Below are 22285 nucleotides of genomic sequence, written 5' to 3'. Positions count from 1 at the left end.
AGATCAATAAAAAGCATTGTATTCTATTGCAGGGCAGCATGAAGGAAGGACGGTGATCGAGGCCCGATTCCATATATTCATCGGATTGTTCCGCCGCTTTCGGGCCTGGGTCCTTGGTCGCGAGGTGGAGGTGGTGGGGCAGTGCACCCTTTGCGGCCAGTGCTGCAAAGACATCCTGCTCAAGGATGAGGGGCGGTGGCTGCGCAGGAAATCCCAGTACGAAAAACTGGTGGCGTCAGCCCCGGAACATGCCCGGTTCCGTCTTGTCGGCCGGGATATGTCGGGGTTCCTGATCTTCTCGTGCTCCATGCTCGGGACCGACAATTGCTGCTCCTGCCATGAATCGCGTCCCGCTTTATGTAGAAATTATCCGACCAAGTCGCTATATTACCAAGGGCGACAGCTTCCGGCCGACTGCAGCTACTCATTCAAGGCTGTGACTTTCAGCGATGTACTCGCCGGGCGCAAACGGTTTCGGCCTTGTGTTTTCTCCAAAGTGCTGCAACAGGAAATCGAACAGGAAAAAAACAAACTGACATGAAAAAATTCATATTCATCCTCATAGCCGTCCTGTTGACCGGCGGTGGCGTCTGGTATTTTACCGGGGGACAGTCCACCGACAAAATCAAGGTGCTCAAGACCGATACCGTCAAGCGCGGCAATGTTTCTCGCGTGTTGGAGGCCACCGGCATCGTCAAGGCCCAGGTGGGCGCCCAGGTCAAGGTCGGGGCACAGGCCACCGGTGTGCTCGAATCCGTGCCCGTCAAGGTGGGGGACCGTGTCAGGAAGGGCGACCTCATCGCCCAGATCGACGCCCGGGAACTCCGCGCTCGCATAGCCGAGGCCCAGGCCAATCTCGAATTGGCCCGTGCCAAGCTCCAGTACATGGAAAAAAATCTGCCCAGGAAGCGATCCCTGGTGCAGCAGAAACTCGAGGCTCAGGATTCCCTGGACGTGGCCTTTCAGGACGCGGAGATCGCCCGGCATACCGTGTCCTCCTCCCTGGCCAAGCTCAAGACCCTGCAAATCCAGCTCTCCTACACCCGGATTTATTCTCCCATCGACGGGGTGGTCAGTCAGGTGGCGGCCCAGGAAGGCGAGACCATCGTCTCGGGACTGTCCGTGTCCAACCTGATCACGGTGCTTGACCCGGGCAAGCTCGAAATGTGGATATACATCGACGAAACCGACGTGGGCCGCGTGGACAAGGGGTTGCCGGTCAAATACACGGTAGACTCATTTCGCGACAAGGTCTTTGAAGGCACTGTGGACCGCATTTATCCGGAGCCGGAAATCCGCGATAACATCGTCTACTACCGCACCCTGGTGACGGTTTCCGGTGAGCAGGCCGAATCCCTTCGGCCCGAGATGACCACGCAGTGCAAGGTGGTCGTGGAAACCCGGAATGACGTGCTCACCGTGCCCAACAACGCCCTCAAGTGGGTCAAGGACCGCCAGGTCTGTTTTCGCGTGACCGACCCCAAGCTGGAGCCGGAGGAAGTTTCCCCGGAACTCGGCCTGGTCGGCCTGGAAACTTCCGAGGTGCTCGGCGGGTTGTCCGAAGGCGACACCGTGGCCACCCAGCTTGTCCTGCCCGGCGCCAAGGTCGGCAAAAAGGGCATGTGATGAGCGCAACGGCCATTTCCCTGTCCGGGATCACCAAGACCTTTTTGCAGCAAGAGGAACGCAACGGCGACGCCGATTCCGGCATCAAGGTGCTCAAGGGGATCACCCTGGACGTGGATCAGGGGGAATTCATCGCCCTGCAAGGCACTTCCGGGTCCGGCAAGTCCACCCTGTTGCATATAATAGGGCTGCTCGACCGGCCCACGGCCGGAACGTATCGGCTCCTCGGCCAGGACGCCGCCGGCCTTGACGACGACCAGCAGTCAGACATGCGCAACCAGGCCCTTGGCTTTGTGTTCCAGTCCTTTTATCTCATTCCCTATGCCACGGCTCTGGAAAACGTCATCCTGCCCGGGCTTTACTCCGGCAGGCCCAGAGGCGAGCTTGTCGCCCGTGCCGAAACCCTTCTGGAACAGGTTGGGCTGGCCGACCGCATGAACTTCAAGCCCTCCCGGTTATCCGGCGGACAACAGCAGCGCGTTGCCATGGCCCGCGCCCTGCTCAACGAACCCAAGATCATCCTGGCCGACGAGCCCACCGGGCAGCTCGACACCGCCACCTCGGACGAGATCATCAAACTCTTCCACGCCGTGCACGAGGCCGGACAAACCATGGTCCTGGTCACCCACGACGAAGACGTGGCCAAGGAAGCGGGCCGTATCATCAAACTGAGCGACGGCAGGATTACAGAGGACATCAAGCTTTGAGGAGAATGCCTCCGGCGGCCAGAGGGGACACTTTTGAAAAAGTATCCCCTCTGGACTCCCCTTCAAAATTGTTTGGCGTGCCTTCGGCGGGGTGTCGGGGTTGGCTGGATTCGGAGTATATTAGGCATTGATTTGATACGCAGTGATGGCCAGGACTGAAATTTACTTACCCCTCCCCGCAAAGCGGCAATAAAACGCTTTGGAAAGGGATGGGATGGGGGTCCGGGGGAAGGGAAGGGGAGAACCTCTCTCGAAAGGTTTCCCCTTCCCCCGGCCGCCGGAGGCATCGGCAAAATGATACGACTCATATCGCGCATAATCAGCATGGGGCTGGAGGCTGTCTGGGCCTTCAAGCTCAGGTCTGTCTTCGTGATATTGGGCGTGGCCTTCGGCATTGCCAGCCTGACCCTGATCGTGACCGCCGTGGACGGTGCCAACAGGAAGGCCGTGGAGATCGTGGACATGTTCGGGCCGGACGCGGCTCTGGTGTTCGGCGGCAATTTCACGAAGCGGGCCGTGGGCGGGCGCAGCATGACCCTGAGCCGGGAGGATGCCCAGCGTATCAGGGATTCGTTGCCGGGCGCGTACCAGGTCATCCCCATGCGGGCCAAGTCCGGCCAGACGGTCAAGTCGGGGAACAGGAATTCTCAGGACGGTGCCATTATCGGGGCCACCGAGGGGTATGCCCGGGCCTGGAATTGGCCCTTGGCGGAAGGGCGGGACATCACGGCCGAGGATGAGAGGACCGGGGCCAAGGTTGCACTCCTGGGCAACACGCCTTCACGGGATCTGTTCGGCGAGGATTCCCCGGTGGGCAAGGTTATTTATATTTCGGGCATCCCGTTCCAGGTGGTGGGCAGACTCTCCTACCGGGGTTTTACTTCGGGCGGCGGCGGTGACATCGACAACCGGATCATTGTTCCGCTGTCCACGCTGGTGCAGCGCTACAATCTGGACCGCAAGTATTTTCGGGCCCTCAGGGTGAAATTTCACGAGCCGGACTACATGGCGGCGCACACCGAGAATCTGCGCAGTCTGCTCAGACATTTGCACCACCTTCAGCCGGAAGAGGACGACGACTTCACCATCCTGACCGCCGATGAAGTCCTCAAGTTCCTGGCCATGTTCAAGGGTGGGCTGACCATCTTTCTGGGCGTGACCGCGGGCATCGCCATGCTGGTGGGCGGGTTTGTACTGGCCAATCTCTTTTCCATATCTGTTTCGGAACGGGCCGAGGAGATCGGGCTGAAAAAAGCCATGGGCGCGCGCAATTCGGCCATCATGCTGCAATTCCTGGTGGAGGCCTGCGCCCTGACCCTGCTCGGCGGCGTGCTGGGATTGTTCCTTGGTCTGGGGTTGGGACAGTTCCTGTCACGGCTCGATATCCTGACCATCCAGTTTTCCTGGAAGGCGTTTTTCATGGCCCTGGCCGGGTCCCAGGCCGTTGGGCTGGTCTTTGGCCTCAAGCCCGCCAGGCAGGCCGCCAGTCTCGATCCCATCCAGGCCCTTCGAGGCGAAGGGTAAGCCTCCGGGCTTGCACCAATTCTTCCCACGCGGTAGGAAGTACAAATGAAAATCAAGATTCCCAGAGTGCACGGCGATACGCCCAAAGAGAAGGCCATCCGGTCCCTAGCCCTGGTGCTGGTCTTTGCGGCCGTGATCTGGGCGTTCATGAAGAACAACGAACATGTGGTCGAAGTCCTCAACATGGAAGGTGCGGTCTATGACGAGACCAAGACCCTGGACAAGGACCAGAAGAAGTTCATTGTTGCCTTTACCAGGACCCTGAAGGACGAGTGGGGCATGAGCTGCAAGATCCAGATTTTTGCCGGGGATTTCGTGATCCCGGAGCTGGACGGCAAGACCATGTTCATAGGCCTGGCTCCGTCCATCAAGGTGGCGGAACTTCGCTTTCCGCCCATGATGAACACGGCCCTGGGGCCGGAATTCATCGAATCGTTGAAGACCACTTTCCTGCTGCCCTCATTCGAAGAGGGCGATTGGCCCATGGCCATACAGGAAGTGCTGGCTGAAATATTCAACAAACTTGAAGCATTGAACAAACAGGAGAGTAATAGTGAGTGAGCGCGTGACCATGTATACGGATGGTTCCTGCCTCGGCAATCCCGGCCCCGGCGGATACGGCGCGGTCCTGATCTATGGCGAGTATAAAGGCGAGAACGCCAAGAATTACGGAGAACTCTCCCAAGGCTACAAGCGAACCACCAACAATCGCATGGAATTGCTGGCCGTCATCGTCGGTCTTGGCGCCCTGAAGCGGACTTGCTCGGTGGACCTGTGGACCGATTCCAAATATGTGCAGCAGGCCATCACCCAGGGCTGGCTCAAGAACTGGCAGAAAAACGGTTGGAAGACCGCTGCCAAGAAGCCGGTCAAGAATCAGGACCTCTGGCGCAGACTCATGCCGCTGATAGAAAAGCACGAGGTCGACTTTCATTGGGTCAAGGGTCATTCCGGCCACCTGCTCAACGAACGCGTGGACGACCTTGCCAGAAACGCCGCTTCAGGCAGCGGTCTCCTCGTCGACGAAGGCATGGAGTAGACGGCTTTCGATAGCGGGGCGTCTGCACATTTTTCCCGTCCGGTCCAATCCTCACGTAGCCAGCCTACGCTGCGGTTGTCCCGGTCGGGAAAAATGCACAGCCACCCCACTCTCGAAAGCCTCATCTCGCCATAGGGTCGCTTCGGGAGCAAGAGCCGCTGTTCGGGTGCTGCGCACCCGAAAACGCTCCATTTTTTGGGAAATACCCGATGCTGAAAAAAAGGCCTGTTCGATCCTTTCGAACAGGCAATTCCATTTTTGTTTCCAACTCATCCCATGCCGTTGGAGCGAATTCGGGGCTGCAAGCCCCGGACAGCGGCTCTTCCGCCCGAGGATGTCATAAGGCTTTCGAGAGGGGGGCAGATGTGCATTTTTTCGGGCGCAGGCCAACCGGAGGCGTAGCCTGGCTACGGTGAGGATTGGACAAGTCCGGGAAAATGTGCAGATGCGCCGCTATCGAAAGCCGCCTACCGTGCCACGGCGAGCAGGCCGTTAAGGGCAGCCATGACGGATTGTTGTTTGATCTGTTCGCGCTCGCCGTTGAAATTGTAGCATTTCGCGCGGGTGCCGCCGGGCCAGGCCCAGGCCATCCAGACGGTGCCGACCGGTTTTTCGGGGGTGCCTCCGCCGGGACCGGCCACGCCGGAGATGGCCACGGAGACGTTCGCACCGATGGCCTTGAGCACTCCTTGTGCCATGGCCCGGACCACAGGCTCGGAGACCGCGCCGTGTTTTTCGAGGACATCGGCCGGCACATTGAGCAGGCCGGTCTTCACCGTGTTGGAATAGGCGATCACGGAACCGGCGAACCATTCGGAGCTGCCGGGGGTGTCGGTCAGGGTGCTGGCAAGCAGGCCGCCGGTACAGGATTCGGCGGTGGCCAGGAAATTGTTCTCCACGCGCAGACATGCTCCGAGTTCGGCCACGGCTCGTGAAAGCAGAAAGTTGTCCATGTGTATCCTCCGGTCCCAGTGTGTACAAAAATCTAAAATGTTGCAATGACAGTGCAGTCATTTGTATTGTGCACGGAGGAGGATCTATGGCCGTCACCCCGTCGGAGTTGTTTGATCTTGCGCTTGTCCGCCACCGCCAGCCCTGGAACTGGAGTCTGCACTGTGCCTCAATGGTGCTGTTCTGCCTGACGTTGCTGGCGCACAGTTACCTGCTCCTGGCCTCGTCCATGATCCTTTTCGGTACAGGTTTTTTCTCTTTGAACCTCGGCGATCCTCCGCAAAACCGGTGGTTCGGCTTTGTGGCCGCGTGCGTGGAATGGGAGAAAAACTGGGTGGCCGCCCCCTGGAATTGGGTCAAGTGGTCGCGATTGCTGTTTGTTGTCTGCCTGGCCGGAGCGATCGCCTGGGTGCTGTGGACTCGTGAACTGGCGGGCATTGGCCTGCTGGTGGGGTTTGCCGCCTTGGTCCGGGTGGTGAAGGAAAACAAGGACAACGGTGTGGACCTGTGAATCAATGATGGACAGGGTTGCATGTGAGAGTTATTATCAAATAAATGAAACAACGAAAAGCCTCGGAGGGAAGCATATGAGTGACGATAGCAATAGCTGTAAGCAGTGGTTGAACGAAGTCAACTGGGACATGATCCATGAAGATGCAGTCACCCTGTATCTGGAGTGGGGAAACAACAATTACCGTGACGCCATGCGCTCGCCTGTGACCACCAGCGGCGAGTACTCCATTTATTTCGCCATTGACACCTGGGACACCCCCAAGGTGGTGCTGATGAAGATGGACAATTACGGGTCCACCATCTTGTGTTCCAAGAAGTTGCCTGACGATCTGTCCAAGGAGCTTCTGGACGAGATCAAGGGTATCAAGGGCATTCTCGAGCTGACGCCGTCAATCCGGGAATGGCTTGAGAAGGAGCTGGGGGCCTGAGCCTTCGGATCAGACAGTAAAAAGGGACCACCCGCTCGGGTGGTCCCTTTTTTTGCGTCATGGTCAGGCATACGCGGTGCGTACGGTGCGCTATCTCTCTTCGATGACCACGCCGTCGCAGACGAAGGAGATGCCCTGGGTCGAGGCCGTACCTATCATGACGGCCTGGATGACGGGCACGGAAACTTCGGTGCCGCCCTCCCATTTTACCGTGAAGTTTGCCCCGGAACCGCCTTCGGTGTCCTGTTCCCTGATGTGAACTTCCTTGGTCCCCATGGGCGGGATGGTCACCGGTTTCGGGAAATGCTCTTTGATGAATTGGCCATCGCTGCCGTAGTATCTGACTGAAGTGACAACAATGGAATGGGTGTAGTCCACGTTGCGGAGGGAGAGCAGGGTCGACAGATTGTAGGGTTTGCCCTTCTTGCCTTGGTAGATGTGCGAGTATACCGGCACGTAGACTGTCTGTCCCTTGGAGACAGTGAGTTTGCGGCCTGCAAGGGCGGGCATGGAAAGGACGAGGACAGCCAGGATGGCCACGATCGGGCAAAGGCTTTTTATGCGCATGAAAGACTCCTTGAACTTCAGGTTTGTCCCCACGATATGCCTTTTCCGGTGGGAGATGGCAAGCGCTTACAGGCAGGATTTGAGGAGCAGAACCAGTCCGAGCAGGCTGATCATGCCGAGCACTATTTTGCGGAAAACGGCTTCGGGCAGCTTCTTGCGTACCCGGCTGCCGATGAAGATGCCCAGGCCCACGGGCACGATGCCCACGGCGGAGACGATCAGGATTTCGGTGGAGAGCAGACCCAGCCTGCCAAGGCCGGCCAGCATGACCAGAGAGGCCAGGGTGAAGGAGGTGTTGATGGCCTGAACCAGTTCGTCCTTGGTGATGTCGAGGGACATGAGATAGGGCATGATAGGCATGATCTGCGACCCGGTCAGTCCGTTGACCGTGCCGGTCAGCAGGCCCATGGCCGTGTCGAGCGCCGGACTTTGTGTCAGCCGGAGGGAGCCGCCCCAAAGTCCCCATCCGCCGTAGAGGAACATGCTTGCGCCGAGGACCATTCTGGGCAGGGTGGTGGCCCCGTCCCCGAGAATCCACAGGCCGAGGATCAGGCCGGGTATGGCGGCTGCGTACATCACCCAGAACCGGCGGAAGATGCGGATGAAACCGCCCGCTTCGAACATGACCAGTCCGTTGGACAGGAGCGAGGGAACCACGACCAGGGGGATGGCCAGGCGCATGTCCAGATAGGCGGCCATGATGCCGAGACAGGTGGTGGCGAATCCGAGTCCGGCGGTTCCCTTGAGGAATGCCGCGAAAAAGAAGGTGCCGAAAATGAGCGCGAGGGTGAGCGGTTCCATTGATCCGGTCCTACACCCGGCGTGCCTCGATCGCAATTAATTCCTGCTTTTCAGCGACCCGACTCTGAGGTATGGCTGTGAACGATTTGTCAAAAAGACCGTTTGGAGAACGTCATGAATATACCCAAAGGATACGCATTCGCCGCTGCCTCGGCTTCGTTCAAGAAGCCCGGCAAGCTCGACCTGGGTGCCATTGTCAGCGCGACCCCGGCCGTGGCCGCAGGCGTGTTTACCACCAACAAGTTTCAGGCTGCACCGATCCTTCAGTGCAAGGAAATGCTGGCCGACGGACGGAAGATGTCCGGCTTCCTGGCCAACTCCGGTCAGGCCAACGCCTGTACCGGCGATGCGGGGCGCGCCAATTGTCGCGAGACCCTGAATCTGGCCGCCAAGGTACTGGGCGTACCCGCTGACGAGCTGCTGCCCGCTTCGACCGGGGTCATCGGCGCGCAGTTCGACATGACCAAGTGGGCGGCGGTCATGCCTGCTCTGGGTGAAAGCCTGGGCAAGGCCACCCCTGAAGACACGTCAAGGGCCATAATGACCACGGACTCCGTGAACAAGATGGCCGAAGCCTCTTTCGAACTCAAAGGCGGAGAGATCCGTCTGCTCGGCATGTGCAAGGGGGCGGGCATGATCTCCCCGAAAATGGCCACCATGCTCTCCTTCATCGTCTGCGACGCGGATATATCGGCAGAGGCGTGGCAGGTCATGCTGGCGGATTGCGTCAATCTGACCATCAACAGGGTCACCGTGGACGGTGACATGTCCACCAACGACTGTGTGCTGGCCCTGGCCAACGGCATGTCCGGCGTGGCCGTTGAAAGCGAGGATGATTACATCCTCTTGCGCAAGCATCTGCTCGTCGTGCTCGAGGAACTGGCCTACAAGATCGTCATGGATGCCGAGGGCGGCACCAAGGTGGCTTTCATAGAGGTGTCGGGCGCGAAGACCGATGCGGACGCGGAAAAGGTGGCCCGTGCTGTGGGCAATTCGCCCCTGGTCAAGACCGCGCTTTTCGGTTCGGACCCCAACTGGGGGCGGATCATCTGTGCGGCAGGCTATTCGGGCGCGGATTTCAAGGCCGAGGATCTGGTCCTCAAGATCGGCGGCGTGCTGGTCTTTCGCAACGGCACCCCCGAGTCGGGCAACATGGACAGCCTGCTGAAGCCCATCATGAGCGAACGGGACATCGTCATTCACATCGACATCGGCGACGGTCCGGGCAGTTCCATGCTCCTGGCCTCCGACCTGACCAAGGAGTACGTGGCCATTAATGCGGACTACCGCTCCTAGCGGAGTCCACGGTGCAATCCAATAACTATTTGTTAACCCACGGCAGTGTATACATAAATGTGCTGTGTGTGGGCCCCGGCATATCGGAGGCGGTTTGATGGCAGATACGGAAGGGCGCGACAGACTCACCAGGTTGGTGGATTTTTTCAATGAATGTGGCATGTTGCGCAAAACTCCGAGAACGGGGTATCAGTTTCTTGGCAGCGGATCCGAGAACGTGGCCGAACACTCCTTTCGTACGGCAGTGATCGGGCATGTCCTGGCGCTCATGGCCGATGCGGACGTGGCCAGAACCACCTATATGTGCCTGTTCCACGATCTGCACGAATCGCGGACCTCGGATTTCAATTATGTGAACCGGATCTACAACAAATCCGAGCGGACCAGGGCCCTTGAGCACGCTTGCGAGGGGACCGGGCTCGGGGAGGAGATACTCGGGTACTGGGAGGAGCTGGAGGTGACCGCGACCCTGGAGGCCAGGTTGGCCCAGGACGCGGACCAGTTGGACTTCATTCTCAATTTGAAGGAGGAGTTCGACCTGGGGAACAAGTATGCCGGGGAGTGGCTGGAGATCGCCCTCCAGCGGGTGCGCACGGAATGGGGACGGCAATTGGCTGAAACCATAGCGAAAACTGACCACAAGGATTGGTGGTTCCTCGGAGCCGATCGTGATTGGTGGATACGCAAGAACGGCAAGAGCAAGTAGCGTTTTTATTTTGTGATCAGGAGTATTTCCCGATTTAATGACAATTATTTTCACAGTCTTGCCGTTTAATTGTTTATTATGTAAAGAGTCAGAATTGGGATACAGTGTGGCGAGAGGCACAGACAGTAAACTGTGGCGATCAGGCAACACTTGTTGGGCAAGACAGTGTGGAGTTTCATATGACAGAAAAAACGCACGGGATGGTTTTACCCGTTTTTTTTCCATGCAGGATCTGCCGGGAAATAGTTGACGAAGTCGGGAGTCTTTCTCTCTTCCTGATGGATTCCCTGCGCCTGATTTTTGCCGGTTTGGGACAGTTCCCCCGCATTGTCCGCCAGATATATTTTATCGGCGTCCAGTCTGTGTCCGTCATAGCCCTGATAGGCCTGTTCACCGGCATGGTCATGGGTATGCAGCTTTATTTCGCCTTGTCCGTGTTCGGGGCCGACGGCTTTCTGGGTACCGGCGTGGCCCTGTCCATGGTCCGCGAGTTGGGGCCTGTGCTGACCGCCATCATGCTTACCGGGCGGGCCGGTTCGGCCATGACCGCAGAGATCGGCGTCATGCGCATTTCCGAGCAGATCGACGCCTTGACCATCATGGATATCAATCCCATGCGTTATCTGGTGGCTCCGAAGGTGGCGGCCAGCCTGATCAGTTTTCCCCTGCTCACCGCCTTTTTCGATCTGATCGCCCTGTGGGGAGGCTGGTTGACCGGCGTGAAGCTGTTGGGGGCCAACGCGGGTGTGTACTGGTCCCGCGTACAGGGGTCGCTGGATTGGGACGATATCGAGGGCGGTTTCATCAAATCCATCGTCTTCGGGTTGCTGGTCTGCGTCATCTGTTGTTACGAGGGGTACTACACCCACACCAGGTCCGGTCATGCCGGCCCGGAAGGGGTCAGTCAGTCCACCACCAATGCGGTGGTCAAATCCTGCGTGATCATCCTGGCGGCGGACTATATCCTGACGTCGCTTTTGTGGTAGGGAGAGCATGTGAGCAGGGCACCTGGCATACGATTGGAAAAGTTGACCGTGGGGTACGGCACTACACCTGTGGTTAGTGATCTGAATATCGAATTTCCTGGCGGGAAGCTGTCCATGATCGTGGGCGGCTCTGGCTGCGGCAAGTCAACTGTGCTCAAGCACATCCTCGGGCTGCACGCTCCCATGAGCGGCAGAATTTTTCTGGGTGAGCACGACCTGTGCAACCTTTCGACCAGGAAGACCCGCTGCGTCAGGCAGCGCACAGGTGTGCTCTTCCAGGACGGAGCCCTGCTCGGATCGCTTCGGCTCAAGGACAATATCGCCCTGCCCTTGCGTGAACATACCCGGCTCGGGGAAGGGCAGATTCTGAAAATCGTGCAGGATCGGTTGGACATGGTCGGTCTTGGTCATGCCCTGGAACTCTACCCCAACGAGCTGTCCGGGGGGATGCGCAAGCGGGCCGGATTGGCCCGTGCCCTGGTCATGGACCCGCAGGTCCTGTTTTGCGATGAACCCACCTCCGGTCTCGACCCGGTTCTGTCTGCCGAGTTGGATCAACTTCTGTTGGAAATGATGTGCCATTTCGATATGACCATGGTGGTGGTCACCCATGATCTGGCCAGTATGCGCGCCCTTGCTGACCATGTCGTCATCCTTGGCGAACGGAAATGCCTGTATCAGGGGAGTATCGAGGAACTGGAGACAACGCAGGACCCGTACCTGCGCAGGTTCCTGGACCGGGTTGCCGAGGAGCGGAACGCCCCGAGGTTGACCATGCCGCCGCTTGACCCGGGTATGATGAAGATCGACTGCACCAGCGCACTTGGTGAAAAAACAACGATCCGAAAGGACGACCGATGTTGAAAATGAAAAAAGAAACGGCTGTAGGAATATTTGTGATCATGGGCTTGTTGGCCGTGGTTTACATGAGTGTCAAGCTGGGCAACGTACAGCTTTTTTCGGATAAATATTACATGATCAAGGCAGATTTTACGGATATTTCCGGCCTCAAGGTCAATGCTCCGGTGCAGATGTACGGGGTGGAAATAGGCTTTGTCGGCGAGATTGCACTTGATCAGAAAAAGAGCGTGGCTTCGGTCAGCTTGATGATTGCCAAAGAAGTGGAGTTGACGGACGACGCAATTGCAGCCATTAAGACCAACGGCCTGATCGGCGACAAGTATGTGAAGATTGCTCCCGGAGGAGTCGGCGACCCTGTCAAGCCGGGCGACACCCTGTTCGATACCCAGCCGGCCATTGATTTGGAAGACATGATCAGCAAGTTCGCCTTTGGCGCAGTTTAGGTAAAGGGTAGAGGGAATATGTTTCTTTACAAGAAGTTGTTGTTGTCATTGTTTTCCATCTGTCTGATGGCAACATGCTGTTTTGCGGCTCAGGCGGGGCAGACGCCCTCGGAGCGGGTCAAGGAAGGCGTGAGCCAACTCATAGACATGCTGTCCGACCCCATCATGCAGGATCAGGAGCAGCACGATGCGGCCATTACCCGGCTGCGGGGCATCGCTGAGCAATATATCGATTTCGGACTGGTGACAAAGTATGCGGTCGGCAAGCCGTGGCTCGACATGTCGGACGCCCTGCGCTTACAGGTGCAGGAAGCTTTTATGAAATTGCTGGAAAAGTCGTATCTCAAGCGCATTCCCGCCTATGGCGGTCAGAATGTGGAATACACGAACGAGATAGTTTCCGGAGACAAGGCCAAGGTTCAGACGGAGATCATCGACAAGGATAAAAAAATAATTGTTGAGTTTCGTTTGAAAATCGTTCAGGGAAAATGGATGATATACGATATAGTTGCCGAAGGCGTGAGCCTGGTGATGAATTATCGGAGTCAGTTTTCCGAGGTGTTGAACCAGGGAACCGGTGAAGATCTGCTGAAAGTGATCCAGGATAGGATCGAACAGATCGACCAGGCCCAGCAGAAAGAGGATGAGTCTGAATCGTGAAACAAGGTAAAATGATCGACTGTCGCTTGATGGCAATTCTGTTGACTATCGCGCTCCTGTTGGGAGTCGCGGAGCTTTCTTTTGCGGCTGAAGGGGCAGACGAACCAGTCATGGTTGCCCAGTTCTCTCCTGGTGACATCAACGATGAGGATGATTTTGCCGAGTTCGATTCAGGTTACAAGGATCAGGAACTTGTGTCCGATCCTCTCTATTACTGGAACGAATTCTGGTTCGAGATCAACGATGCGCTTTATTTCAATTTGTTCAAGCCCGTGGCTACGGGATACGCTTGGGTGGTCCCGCCCAAGCCGCGTACCTGGGTGAGCAACTTTTTCACCAACATGCTGTTCCCGGTCCGTTTCATCAATAATGTGCTGACCGGCAAGTTCGATGCGGCCTACATGGAGACCTCCAAGTTCATCGCCAACACTTCATTCGGCGTGCTCGGCTTGGGTGACGTGACCGGCGGCATGCCCCGCAACTGGGAGCCGGAAAGACCCACTGCGGACGGTTTTGGGCAGACGCTGGGCAAGGCGGGCTTCGGACATGGTGTCTATCTGGTCTGGCCGATCATAGGTCCCAGTTCCATCCGTGAATCCGTGGGCTGGGTGGCGGACATGTATTGTGACCCGCTTACCTACGGGCGTTTTACCTTCCTGGAATTTGCAGCCATCAGAACTTACGACAATCTGAACAATCTTTCCCTCCAACTTCAGACCAACGAATACGAAGCGTTGACCGATGGGGCCGTGGACAAGTACGCCGCAGTCCGCGACGCCTATATCCGTTTCAGAGCAAAGAAAGTCGCAGAGTAGCGTCTTCATTCTTCCTTTCGATGCAGATTGCCGTCATATCGGATACGCATATGGGGACGCCGTCCTCATGGCTTGAAACGGTCTATGGTCAGTGGCTCGGTCCGGCCGATGTCCTTGTTCATTGTGGCGATATCACCTCTTTTGCAACCTGGTCCTATTTCATGCAGCACGACAACTTCCTTTGCGTGCGCGGCAATTGCGATTGGGATCCGAATCTAGCGGACCAGCTCGACCCCATGATTTCAGTTCAGCTCGGCCCCGTGCGTCTCGGGGTTGCCCATGGCTGGGGGCCGCGCTCCCAAGTGGCGGTCAAGGTCGCCCAGGCATTTGGCCCGGATTACGATTTGGTCTGCTACGGCCATACTCATGCAAGGGACTGGTCGATGGTCGAAGGCGTGCAGCTTCTGAACCCCGGCTCCTTGGGTGAATCCGGTTCGCTGGCCTTGGTCCAGGTGGACGGCGACGGTTCCCTTCGTTGCGAGTTCGTAGACGCGGTCTAGGCATCCGTCCCGTATTTTCTGTTGTGTTAATTCTCCTGCGGCACCCTATCCGGTCGCTGTCCCTTCCCTCCTCCCATCATGACGAGGTTCCTCGTCGGCGTGTGCCGTGGATATCTCGCATTCCTCCCCGGATTCGATATGTTCGGGGCGTGGTGAAAAGTCAGTGCGGCTTCGTCCCATGCGAGGGGGGCATCTCGTGCCGTTGAAAAGGGCAGGAAGCGCGTCAGGTGCAGGCTGTTTTTCGGACCGGTCCCCCTTTTTTTTCTTAGGGTTTTCCTCCTGTGGTATTCGTTGAGGCAGTTGCACTTTTTGTTCAGGAATGTCATGAATCAGCCGTGGGAATACTCAGAACAATAGTGCGAACTGCGGCCTTCCTCGTGTTGTCCGCCGTCTTGGTTTTCGAGAGCGGCCCGGCGCGGGCCGAGAGCGAGCGTGTGCTTGTTTTCGGCATGTCGGCAGCCTTTACCGGGGCCAACAGTGAGTTGGGCATCGAGTTCTATCGAGGCCTCATGGCCTACATCGATCATTTCAATGCAGCCGGAGGGGCGGACGGGTGGACCATCAACGTGAAACCGGCCAATGACGGGTATAATCCGGCTCCCTGTTTTCAGAATACCGTTAATTTTATCATAAAAGACAAGGTGTTTGCTCTGGCTTCCTATGTGGGAACTCCGACGACCACGAGCGTGCTTCCCCTGCTCCAGAAATTTGAAGACCAGCACGTATACATGCTCTTCCCTTTCACCGGGGCGCAGCCCTTGCGAACGGAACCGTTCGGTCGATACGTGTTCAACTTGCGAGCGTCCTACTTTGACGAGACCAAAGAGTTGGTGGATTATCTGGTGTCCATCGGACGCAGCCGGATTGCGATCTTTTATCAGTCCGATGCCTATGGCCGGACCGGTTGGGACGGAGTCCGCAGGGCGCTGAGCAGTCACGGTCTGAGTTTTACTGGTGAGGCCGCCTATCACCGGGGCATGAAATTCGAACAGGATCTCAGCGTCGAGGTCGCATGTCTGAAAGAAACCGATCCCGACGCTATTGTCGTGGTCGGAACCTATGCCTCCCAGGCCGCCTTCATACGGGATGCCCGCAACGCGGGCTGCGATGTGCCCATAGCCGGGTTGTCCTTTTCGGACAGTGACAAGATGTTGGAACTGCTCAAAATTGAAAGCAAACGGGTCGGGAAGGATTATACCAAAGACCTGATTCATTCCCAAGTGGTTCCGAGTTATGAGGATACCAGTCTCCCCGGGGTGCGCCTCTACCGGAAAGTCATGGATGCGTATGAGGGGGAAGCCGTACCTTCTATCGAAGGCCGTGCTCCACGCCGGTTCAGTTTTGTCAGCTTTGAAGGGTTTCTCAACGGCATCCTGCTGGGTGAGATGGTCAAGCGCATGTCCGATAATCCGACCCGTGAGCGTATTCCGATTGTCCTGGAATCCCTTCGGGATCTGGATCTGGGCATCGGGGTCAAAGTCCATTTCAGTCCCGAACGGCACCAGGGGCTTGACAGTGTGTACCTGACCACTGTCAGGGATGGCAGTTTCCGGTCCATCCCCAACTGGGAGAGGTGGAGGAAATGAAAGCCCCCAAGCTTTTCCTCAAACCGATGCTTTTCATGATTGTCGTGTTTGGTCTGATCGCCGTGGTCACATCCCTGACCTTTGGCAACCGGCTGCGCCGGGAGATGACCCGCGAGTATGAATCCAAGGCCCTGGCTTTGGCCCGTAGCGTTGCCGAGTCGGACATTTCCACCATCCTCAGCCAGGATACTGGGGCGTTGCAGGCGCGTATCGATCAGTACCTGGGCATTGCGGCGGTTTCCTATGTGTTGGTGGCCGATGAAAACGGCAAGCTTCTGGCCCACACCTTTGTCCCGGTCGTGCCCCAGGAAATATTGGACATGGTCGGCGAGATGTCCCGGAACAAAACCCGGACTGAGCACCTCATGCGGGACCTGCATCTGGACGGGCAACGATTTCTGCACGTGACCAGCCCCATCCTGTCCGGGCTGGCCGGGGATGTCCACATCGGCATGGATTCCGCAGTAATAGATCACAATATCAGGGAGGCCATGGTCGAGCAGCAATTGGTCATGCTGATTTTGTTCGGTGTCTGCCTGCTGCTCACGTTTCTGTTCATAGTGAATATTTCGAAACCGCTCAGGCAGTTGACGGAGTATGCCGGTCGTGTGGCAGTCAAGGATTTCGGCAAGGTGCCGGAGATCGACTCCAACGACGAAGTGGGGCAGTTGGCCAAGGCCATGGAGGCGATGACCGGCCAGATATCCGAGTTGGTGAGCAACCTTGAGGATCGGGTCCGCAAGAAGACCCATGAACTCAAGGAGGCACGTGACGCCCTCAAGCAGAAGGTGGAGGAACGGACCAGCGAGCTGATGCGGACCAACACCCAGCTCAAGATAGAGATTGCCGAGAGAAAGGTCATTGGTGACGCCCTGCGCAAGGCGGAGAACAAATATCGGACTATCTTCGAGAACGCCGTGGAAGGCATCTATCAGTCTTCCCCAAGCGGTCGTTTTCAGGATACCAATCCGGCCCTGGCCCGTATTCTCGGATACAAGTCGCCTGAAGACCTGATGAGTTCCATCTACGATATAGGCACGCAGATGTACGTGGACCCCGATCGCCGCAGAGAGTTTCTTGAGCTTATCGAGAACCGTAGCGAGATAAAGAATTTCGTGTCCAAGGTGCGCAAGCGCGACGGTCGAATTATCTGGATTTCCGAAAACGCCCGCAAGATTCTTGACAAGAATGGCAACCTGGTTTGTTTCGAGGGGTCCATTGAAGACATCACCATGCGCAAAAAGGCCGAAGATCAGCTGAAGAGACAGGCCTTTCATGATCCGCTCACCGGCCTGCCGAACCGTGCCCTGTTTCTGGACCATCTGCGCATGGCCATGGAGCGTTCCCGGCGTCGCAAGCACATGTTTGCGGTTCTCTATATGGATTTGGATCGTTTCAAGGTGGTCAATGATTCATTAGGGCATGACGCTGGCGATGAACTGCTTCGGGGCGTGGCCCGCGTGCTTGAGAAGTGCGGCCGCTCCGTTGACACCATTGCCCGGTTCGGCGGCGACGAATTCGCCATCTTGCAGGAAGAGATATCCGCGCCCAAGGACGCAATTGCCATTGCCCGGCGTATCCTGGAGGGCGTTCGGCAGCCTTTTTCCATCGGCGGTAACGAGGTCTTTACCTCCGCAAGCCTGGGTATCGTACTCAAGACCGACGGCTACGATCGGCCCGAGGCCCTGCTGCGGGATGCTGATACGGCCATGTACCGGGCCAAGGAATTGGGCAAGTCCCGTTTCAAGGTGTTCAACCGCAAGATGCACGACCAGGCACTCCAGTTGATGGAACTGGAGACCGACCTGCGTCGGGCCGTGGATCTGCGTGAGTTCGAGGTGATTTATCAGCCCATTGTCGCTCTGGACACCCGGCAGGTCTGCGGATTTGAGGCCCTGGTCCGTTGGCGGCATCCTGAGCACGGCATCATCGGTCCCGGGGATTTCATCCCCCTGGCCGAAGACACGGGCCTGGTCTACGCCATCGACAACATGGTGCTGGAGGAGGCGTGCGCTCAGGTCAAACGCTGGCAAGCCTTGGCCGGGGTCAAGTGCGGCAGCGAGTTGACCATCAACGTCAATATTTCCGGCAAGCATTTCGGGCAGTCCATGCTGGCCGGTCAGGTAAAGCGCGCCCTTGAAGATTCCGGTTTGGGGTCAGAATCCCTCAATATCGAAATCACTGAATCCGCTCTCATGAACAATCCGGCCCTGGCCGAAGAAGTCTTGCAGCAGCTTAAGGATATTGGTGTGCATATCTGCATCGACGATTTCGGTACGGGGTATTCCTCCCTGTCCTACCTGCAAAGGTTCCCCATCGACGTGGTCAAGGTGGACCGAAGCTTTATCATAGACGTGGAAGAGAACAAGGACAGTCAGGCCATCGTTCGCACGGTCTTTTCCCTGGGCGAATCCATGGGGTTGAAGATTGTTGCCGAGGGCGTGGAGACCGCCGGACAACTCGGTTTCCTGGAGCGGGAAGGGTGTTTGTTTGTGCAGGGATACTTCTTCTACAAGCCTATGTCCGTTGAAGATGTGGACAACCTCCTGAAGGCTCAAAGGAGGCTTTTCCCAGAGGATTAGGGGCGCTCTCAAGGGGCAGTCTCAATTTTTTGCGGCTATCTGGTACCGACATGCTTCGGGAACATTTTGTTCTGCGCCGGACGCCGGATTCGGCATCGTCAGATATTCAACGGACTTCCTATCCGGATCAATCCCGTGTATCATTGAACAGGAGATGCCGTTGATGGCGGTGCCGGACATTTCAACGAAAGAGAATTCACTATGACGACGAATGAGAACGGACTGATTGAAAGCGTATTTTCCATCGAACGCATGGCCAAGATCGGCACCGGCACCACGGCGCGGCGTGCCAAACAAACCGCCCTGTACTATGTCAGGGAGGTGGAGAACGGGGTGATCGAGCTCCAGGGGCTGAATAATAAGCATGTTCCGTTCGGCCCGGTGGAAACCATCACCAAGGACGAATTGCTGTCGGACTATTTGCCCATGCCGCAGTTGTACAGTGAAGTGATAGGCAACCTGCGCAAGGTGCAGAAGTCTGTTGCTCGCGGTGACAAGTTCCGCAAACGGGGTGAAAATTTTACTGCCGAGTATGAGTACGCCAATGCGCTGAACCTCGACGAGCAGAATGTGCGGGCCAACTTCGGCATTGGCCTGTGCCTTCTTGCGCGGGGCGAAGAGGAAAAGGCCAAGAGTGTATTTGACAGGATTATCAGGATAGATTCCGTATTTGAGGACGATCACAAGCACCTGTTCAACGAGTACGGTATCGCCCTGCGCAAGAACAACCTGATCGGTCAGGCCGTGGACTACTACCGACGCGCTCTGGAGTTGTCCGCGAATGACGAGAATCTCTGGTACAACTTGGCCCGCGCCCAGTATGAACGTCAGGATTGGGCCAAATGCGCCGAGGCGGTGACCCGATGCCTGCAACTGGCTCCGTCCCATCCCGAAGGCAAGAAGATGATGGAGTATCTGACGAAAAAGGGCCTGGTATAGGAATAACGGGATCGCATCACGGAGATCCGCATGAGCAAGGTCAAAGCTATCGTCATGGCAGGAACGCACAGTGGGTGCGGCAAGACCTCCATCTCTCTTGGATTGATGGCTTCCCTTGCACGCAGGGGCATGAAGGTGCAACCCTTCAAGTGCGGTCCTGATTTCATCGACCCCGGCCATCATTCCCTGGCCTGCGCCGTAGACGGCAAGCCTGTGCCGAGTCACAATCTGGACGGCTGGATGCTCGACGAAGTCACCAACCTGGACATCTTCAACCGGTATGCCGCCGGGTGCGACGTGGCCGTGATCGAAGGGGTCATGGGGTTGTTCGACGGCATCTCCGGTACCGAGGACCACGGTTCCACGGGACAGATGGCCAAGATCCTGGGATTGCCTGTCATCCTTGTGGTGGACGCACGGTCCATGGCCCGATCGGCAGCCGCATTGGTGGCCGGATATGCTGATTTCGATCCCCAGGTGAACATCGCCGGGGTCATATTCAATCGAGTGGGCAGCCCGTCTCATGCGGAGCTTCTCCGGGAGGCCATGACCCTGGTCCCGGATGTTCCCGTGCTCGGCTGCCTCGGTCGCGATGAGGAAATAGTCACGCCTTCCCGTCATCTCGGCCTGGTCACCCCCGACCGGGAAGGACCGGATATGGCTCGATACCAAAGGCTGGCTGATTGGGTGGAGACCGGATTGGACCCGGATCATTTGCTTGAAACACTGCCTGAGATCGAGGCGGTACCCCTTTTCGAACCGGTGCCGAAACTGTCCAGGGTGACCATCGGGCTGGCCAGGGACAATGCCTTTTGTTTTTACTATGAGGAAAATCTCCGTCTTCTTCGGGGGGCCGGGGCCAAATTGGTTGAATTTTCGCCCCTCGCGGACACCCATCTGCCGGAGCATCTGGATGGTCTGTACCTGGGAGGCGGCTACCCGGAACTCTATGCCTTCGAATTGGGGCAGAACACCCGTTTGCGGCGGGAAATCAAGGAATTCTGCGAATCCGGCCGCCCTGTTTATGCCGAATGCGGCGGGTTCATGTTTCTCATGAACGACATCATTACCGGGCGCGGTCGGTACGCCATGGCCGGGGCCTTTCCGATCCGGGCTGAGATGTCCGATAAATTCAGAGCGTTGGGGTACCGTGAAATCACCACCCAGGCGGACACGGTTCTCGGTCCTGCCGGAATCATGGCGCGTGGGCACGAATTTCACTACTCGTCCATCAAGGATAATGAAGGGCTTCAGTCAGTGTATGCCATGACCGGGCGCAAGGGGCGCATCGACGCGCAGGAAGGGTTCCAGATGGGCAATGTCCTCGGTTCCTATGTTCATCTCCATTTCGGCAGCCGTCCGGAGATGGCCCAATCCTTTGTCCGGGCCTGCATGGCCGGTATGGACGCCTAGGGTGCCTTCGGTGGCCGTTACGCGGTGACGCCTTTCCCCATCCTTAACAACCGGGTCTCGGACAGGAAGGATATCGGGCATATGCTGAGATGGATACTCCACATAGACATGGACGCTTTTTTTGCGTCTGTTGAGCAGCTCGATAACCCTGAATTGCGTGGAAAGCCCGTGGCCGTGGGCGGCACCTCGGATCGCAGCGTGGTGTCGGCAGCCAGTTACGAGGTACGGCAATACGGTGTGCGGTCTGCCATGAGCGTGGTCAAGGCACGTCAGCTCTGCCCGGGGATCATTCTCGTACCCGGCCGTATGAAGCGCTACAAGGAAATATCCGGCCAGGTGATGGGGGTGCTGAAGGAGTTCTCGCCCACCGTGGAGCAGGCCAGTGTGGACGAGGCATACCTGGACGGCACTGGTTTGGAACGGCTGTTCGGTCCCATTGAAGAGGTGGGGCGGCGCATCAAGGCACGGATGAGAGAGGTCACGGGACTGACCTGTTCGGTGGGTGCGGCCCCTGTCCGGTTCCTGGCCAAGATCGCTTCGGACATGGACAAGCCGGACGGCATGTACATCATTGGCCATGAAGAAATGCATGATTTTCTGCGCACCCTGCCGGTTCGGAAAATTCCGGGCGTGGGCGCGAAGCTGGTGGAAATCCTGAAACGATTGGGGGTGAACACCTGCGGGGATGTCCTGCTCAAACCGAGGGAGCATTGGGAGGAGCGGCTGGGCAAATACGGCGGCGCCCTGCATGATCGGGCGTGCGGTATCGACCCCAATCCCGTGAGGGTCACCGAGGCCGCCAAGAGTTGCAGCGCGGAGAATACCTTTCACCAAGACACCACAGACCGCCTGGTGCTCAGAAAATGGTTGTTGGCCCAGTCCGAGCGCGTTGGTGAAGACCTGCGCCGCCATGGCTACAGGGGGCGCACCGTGACCCTGAAGATCAAATTTTCGGATTTCAAGCAGATTACCCGTTCCAAAAGCCTGGAAGTACGTACGGACAACACCGCCGTCATCTTCGAGACCGCCTGCGCATTGCTGAAACAGGTTGAGCTGGTCCGGGCTGTCAGGCTGATCGGAGTGGGGGTCTCTAACTTCGGTACACGGACCCGGCAGGTGAATTTGTTCGAAGAGGAGCCGCACAAGGTGGAGGCCACCAGCGAGTTGGACAAGGCCGTGGATGCGGTGCGGCGAAAATTCGGTGGCAAGGCCGTCACAAGGGTAGAATTGTTGGAGTTCAATAAAAAACCAACGAATTCAGCAGATTGATCCGGTGAATTAGAATGGTTGTTTCCGGCTTGCCAAAGTCGAGGAAGATTACTACATAGAATGCATCAAGACA

General features: G+C 57.3%; 24 protein-coding genes. 21 read left to right on the top strand and 3 right to left on the bottom strand.

Translation table 11 applies throughout. The annotated features are described in order from the left end of the window. Positions 1–52: 52 nt before the first annotated feature. The 6 genes from DWB63_RS14755 (at position 53) to rnhA (ending at position 4896) form a co-directional block, all read left to right on the top strand. A complete protein-coding gene (locus DWB63_RS14755; protein ID WP_128329621.1) occupies positions 53–541 on the top strand; it encodes a YkgJ family cysteine cluster protein in 489 nt (162 codons plus the stop codon). After that, complete coding sequence (locus DWB63_RS14750; RefSeq protein WP_128329620.1) at positions 538–1626, top strand: efflux RND transporter periplasmic adaptor subunit; 1089 nt, start codon at positions 538–540, stop codon at positions 1624–1626. The genes DWB63_RS14755 and DWB63_RS14750 overlap by 4 nt, the downstream gene beginning before the upstream one ends. Next, positions 1626–2333 carry an ABC transporter ATP-binding protein gene (locus DWB63_RS14745; RefSeq protein WP_128329619.1) on the top strand — a complete coding sequence of 236 codons (708 nt, stop codon included), beginning with the start codon at positions 1626–1628 and terminating at the stop codon, positions 2331–2333. Before DWB63_RS14750 ends, DWB63_RS14745 begins: the two co-directional genes overlap by 1 nt. 294 nt (positions 2334–2627) lie before the next feature. Next, entirely contained in the window at positions 2628–3857 is a 1230-nt protein-coding gene (locus tag DWB63_RS14740; protein WP_128329618.1) for an ABC transporter permease, read from the top strand. Positions 3858–3902: 45 nt separating this feature from the next. Continuing rightward, on the top strand, positions 3903–4418 hold the full coding sequence (locus DWB63_RS14735; protein WP_128329617.1) for a hypothetical protein: 516 nt from the start codon (positions 3903–3905) through the stop codon (positions 4416–4418). Continuing rightward, positions 4411–4896, top strand: coding sequence for a ribonuclease HI (rnhA, locus tag DWB63_RS14730; protein ID WP_241648877.1), 486 nt, complete (start codon positions 4411–4413; stop codon positions 4894–4896). Before DWB63_RS14735 ends, rnhA begins: the two co-directional genes overlap by 8 nt. Positions 4897–5363: 467 nt before the next feature. Here rnhA and DWB63_RS14725 read toward each other — a convergent pair whose 3' ends face one another. Beyond that, entirely contained in the window at positions 5364–5849 is a 486-nt protein-coding gene (locus tag DWB63_RS14725; protein WP_128329616.1) for a CinA family protein, read from the bottom strand. 86 nt (positions 5850–5935) lie between these two features. On the opposite strand from DWB63_RS14725, the gene DWB63_RS14720 reads away from it, so the two are divergent. Together DWB63_RS14720 and DWB63_RS14715 are read left to right on the top strand one after the other, a co-directional pair. After that, entirely contained in the window at positions 5936–6358 is a 423-nt protein-coding gene (locus DWB63_RS14720) for a hypothetical protein (protein ID WP_128329615.1), read from the top strand. Between the two features lie 76 nt (positions 6359–6434). After that, positions 6435–6788, top strand: a complete 354-nt coding sequence (locus DWB63_RS14715; RefSeq protein WP_128329614.1) for a DVU0772 family protein — start codon at positions 6435–6437, stop codon at positions 6786–6788. Between the two features lie 90 nt (positions 6789–6878). Here DWB63_RS14715 and DWB63_RS14710 read toward each other — a convergent pair whose 3' ends face one another. Next, positions 6879–7355, bottom strand: coding sequence for a DUF3124 domain-containing protein (locus DWB63_RS14710; RefSeq protein ID WP_128329613.1), 477 nt, complete (start codon positions 7353–7355; stop codon positions 6879–6881). 66 nt (positions 7356–7421) lie between these two features. After that, complete coding sequence (locus tag DWB63_RS14705; RefSeq protein ID WP_128329612.1) at positions 7422–8156, bottom strand: sulfite exporter TauE/SafE family protein; 735 nt, start codon at positions 8154–8156, stop codon at positions 7422–7424. Between the two features lie 114 nt (positions 8157–8270). On the opposite strand from DWB63_RS14705, the gene argJ reads away from it, so the two are divergent. The 13 genes from argJ (at position 8271) to DWB63_RS14640 (ending at position 22212) form a co-directional block, all read left to right on the top strand. Beyond that, a complete protein-coding gene (gene argJ / locus DWB63_RS14700; protein ID WP_128329611.1) occupies positions 8271–9452 on the top strand; it encodes a bifunctional glutamate N-acetyltransferase/amino-acid acetyltransferase ArgJ in 1182 nt (393 codons plus the stop codon). A gap of 97 nt (positions 9453–9549) precedes the next feature. Next, entirely contained in the window at positions 9550–10158 is a 609-nt protein-coding gene (locus tag DWB63_RS14695; RefSeq protein ID WP_128329610.1) for an HD domain-containing protein, read from the top strand. A 200-nt stretch (positions 10159–10358) separates the two neighbouring features. Continuing rightward, on the top strand, positions 10359–11144 hold the full coding sequence (locus DWB63_RS14690) for an ABC transporter permease (RefSeq protein ID WP_128329638.1): 786 nt from the start codon (positions 10359–10361) through the stop codon (positions 11142–11144). Positions 11145–11153: 9 nt separating this feature from the next. Continuing rightward, positions 11154–12008, top strand: coding sequence for an ATP-binding cassette domain-containing protein (locus DWB63_RS14685; protein WP_128329609.1), 855 nt, complete (start codon positions 11154–11156; stop codon positions 12006–12008). Then, positions 12002–12448, top strand: a complete 447-nt coding sequence (gene mlaD / locus DWB63_RS14680) for an outer membrane lipid asymmetry maintenance protein MlaD (protein ID WP_128329608.1) — start codon at positions 12002–12004, stop codon at positions 12446–12448. Before DWB63_RS14685 ends, mlaD begins: the two co-directional genes overlap by 7 nt. Before the next feature lie 66 nt (positions 12449–12514). Next, positions 12515–13108 (top strand): ABC transporter substrate-binding protein, encoded by a 594-nt coding sequence (locus DWB63_RS14675; RefSeq protein WP_241648876.1) that lies wholly within the window; start codon positions 12515–12517, stop codon positions 13106–13108. After that, on the top strand, positions 13105–13923 hold the full coding sequence (locus tag DWB63_RS14670) for a VacJ family lipoprotein (protein ID WP_241648875.1): 819 nt from the start codon (positions 13105–13107) through the stop codon (positions 13921–13923). The genes DWB63_RS14675 and DWB63_RS14670 overlap by 4 nt, the downstream gene beginning before the upstream one ends. A gap of 20 nt (positions 13924–13943) precedes the next feature. Then, on the top strand, positions 13944–14423 hold the full coding sequence (locus DWB63_RS14665) for a metallophosphoesterase family protein (protein WP_128329606.1): 480 nt from the start codon (positions 13944–13946) through the stop codon (positions 14421–14423). Between the two features lie 335 nt (positions 14424–14758). Next, entirely contained in the window at positions 14759–16009 is a 1251-nt protein-coding gene (locus tag DWB63_RS14660) for an ABC transporter substrate-binding protein (RefSeq protein ID WP_241648874.1), read from the top strand. Then, positions 16006–18591: an EAL domain-containing protein gene (locus DWB63_RS14655; RefSeq protein WP_128329605.1), complete on the top strand. Its 2586-nt coding sequence runs from the start codon at positions 16006–16008 to the stop codon at positions 18589–18591. Before DWB63_RS14660 ends, DWB63_RS14655 begins: the two co-directional genes overlap by 4 nt. 201 nt (positions 18592–18792) lie before the next feature. Continuing rightward, entirely contained in the window at positions 18793–19530 is a 738-nt protein-coding gene (locus DWB63_RS14650; RefSeq protein WP_128329604.1) for a tetratricopeptide repeat protein, read from the top strand. Positions 19531–19560: 30 nt separating this feature from the next. Beyond that, complete coding sequence (locus DWB63_RS14645) at positions 19561–20943, top strand: cobyrinate a,c-diamide synthase (protein WP_128329603.1); 1383 nt, start codon at positions 19561–19563, stop codon at positions 20941–20943. 81 nt (positions 20944–21024) lie between these two features. Further along, positions 21025–22212, top strand: a complete 1188-nt coding sequence (locus tag DWB63_RS14640) for a DNA polymerase IV (protein ID WP_128329602.1) — start codon at positions 21025–21027, stop codon at positions 22210–22212. Positions 22213–22285: the final 73 nt, after the last annotated feature.

The organism is Pseudodesulfovibrio sp. S3, assembly GCF_004025585.1.
GTDB lineage: Bacteria > Desulfobacterota > Desulfovibrionia > Desulfovibrionales > Desulfovibrionaceae > Pseudodesulfovibrio.
Note: the sequence above shows the minus strand (reverse complement) of the source record. Positions and strands in the feature narration are given on the sequence as shown.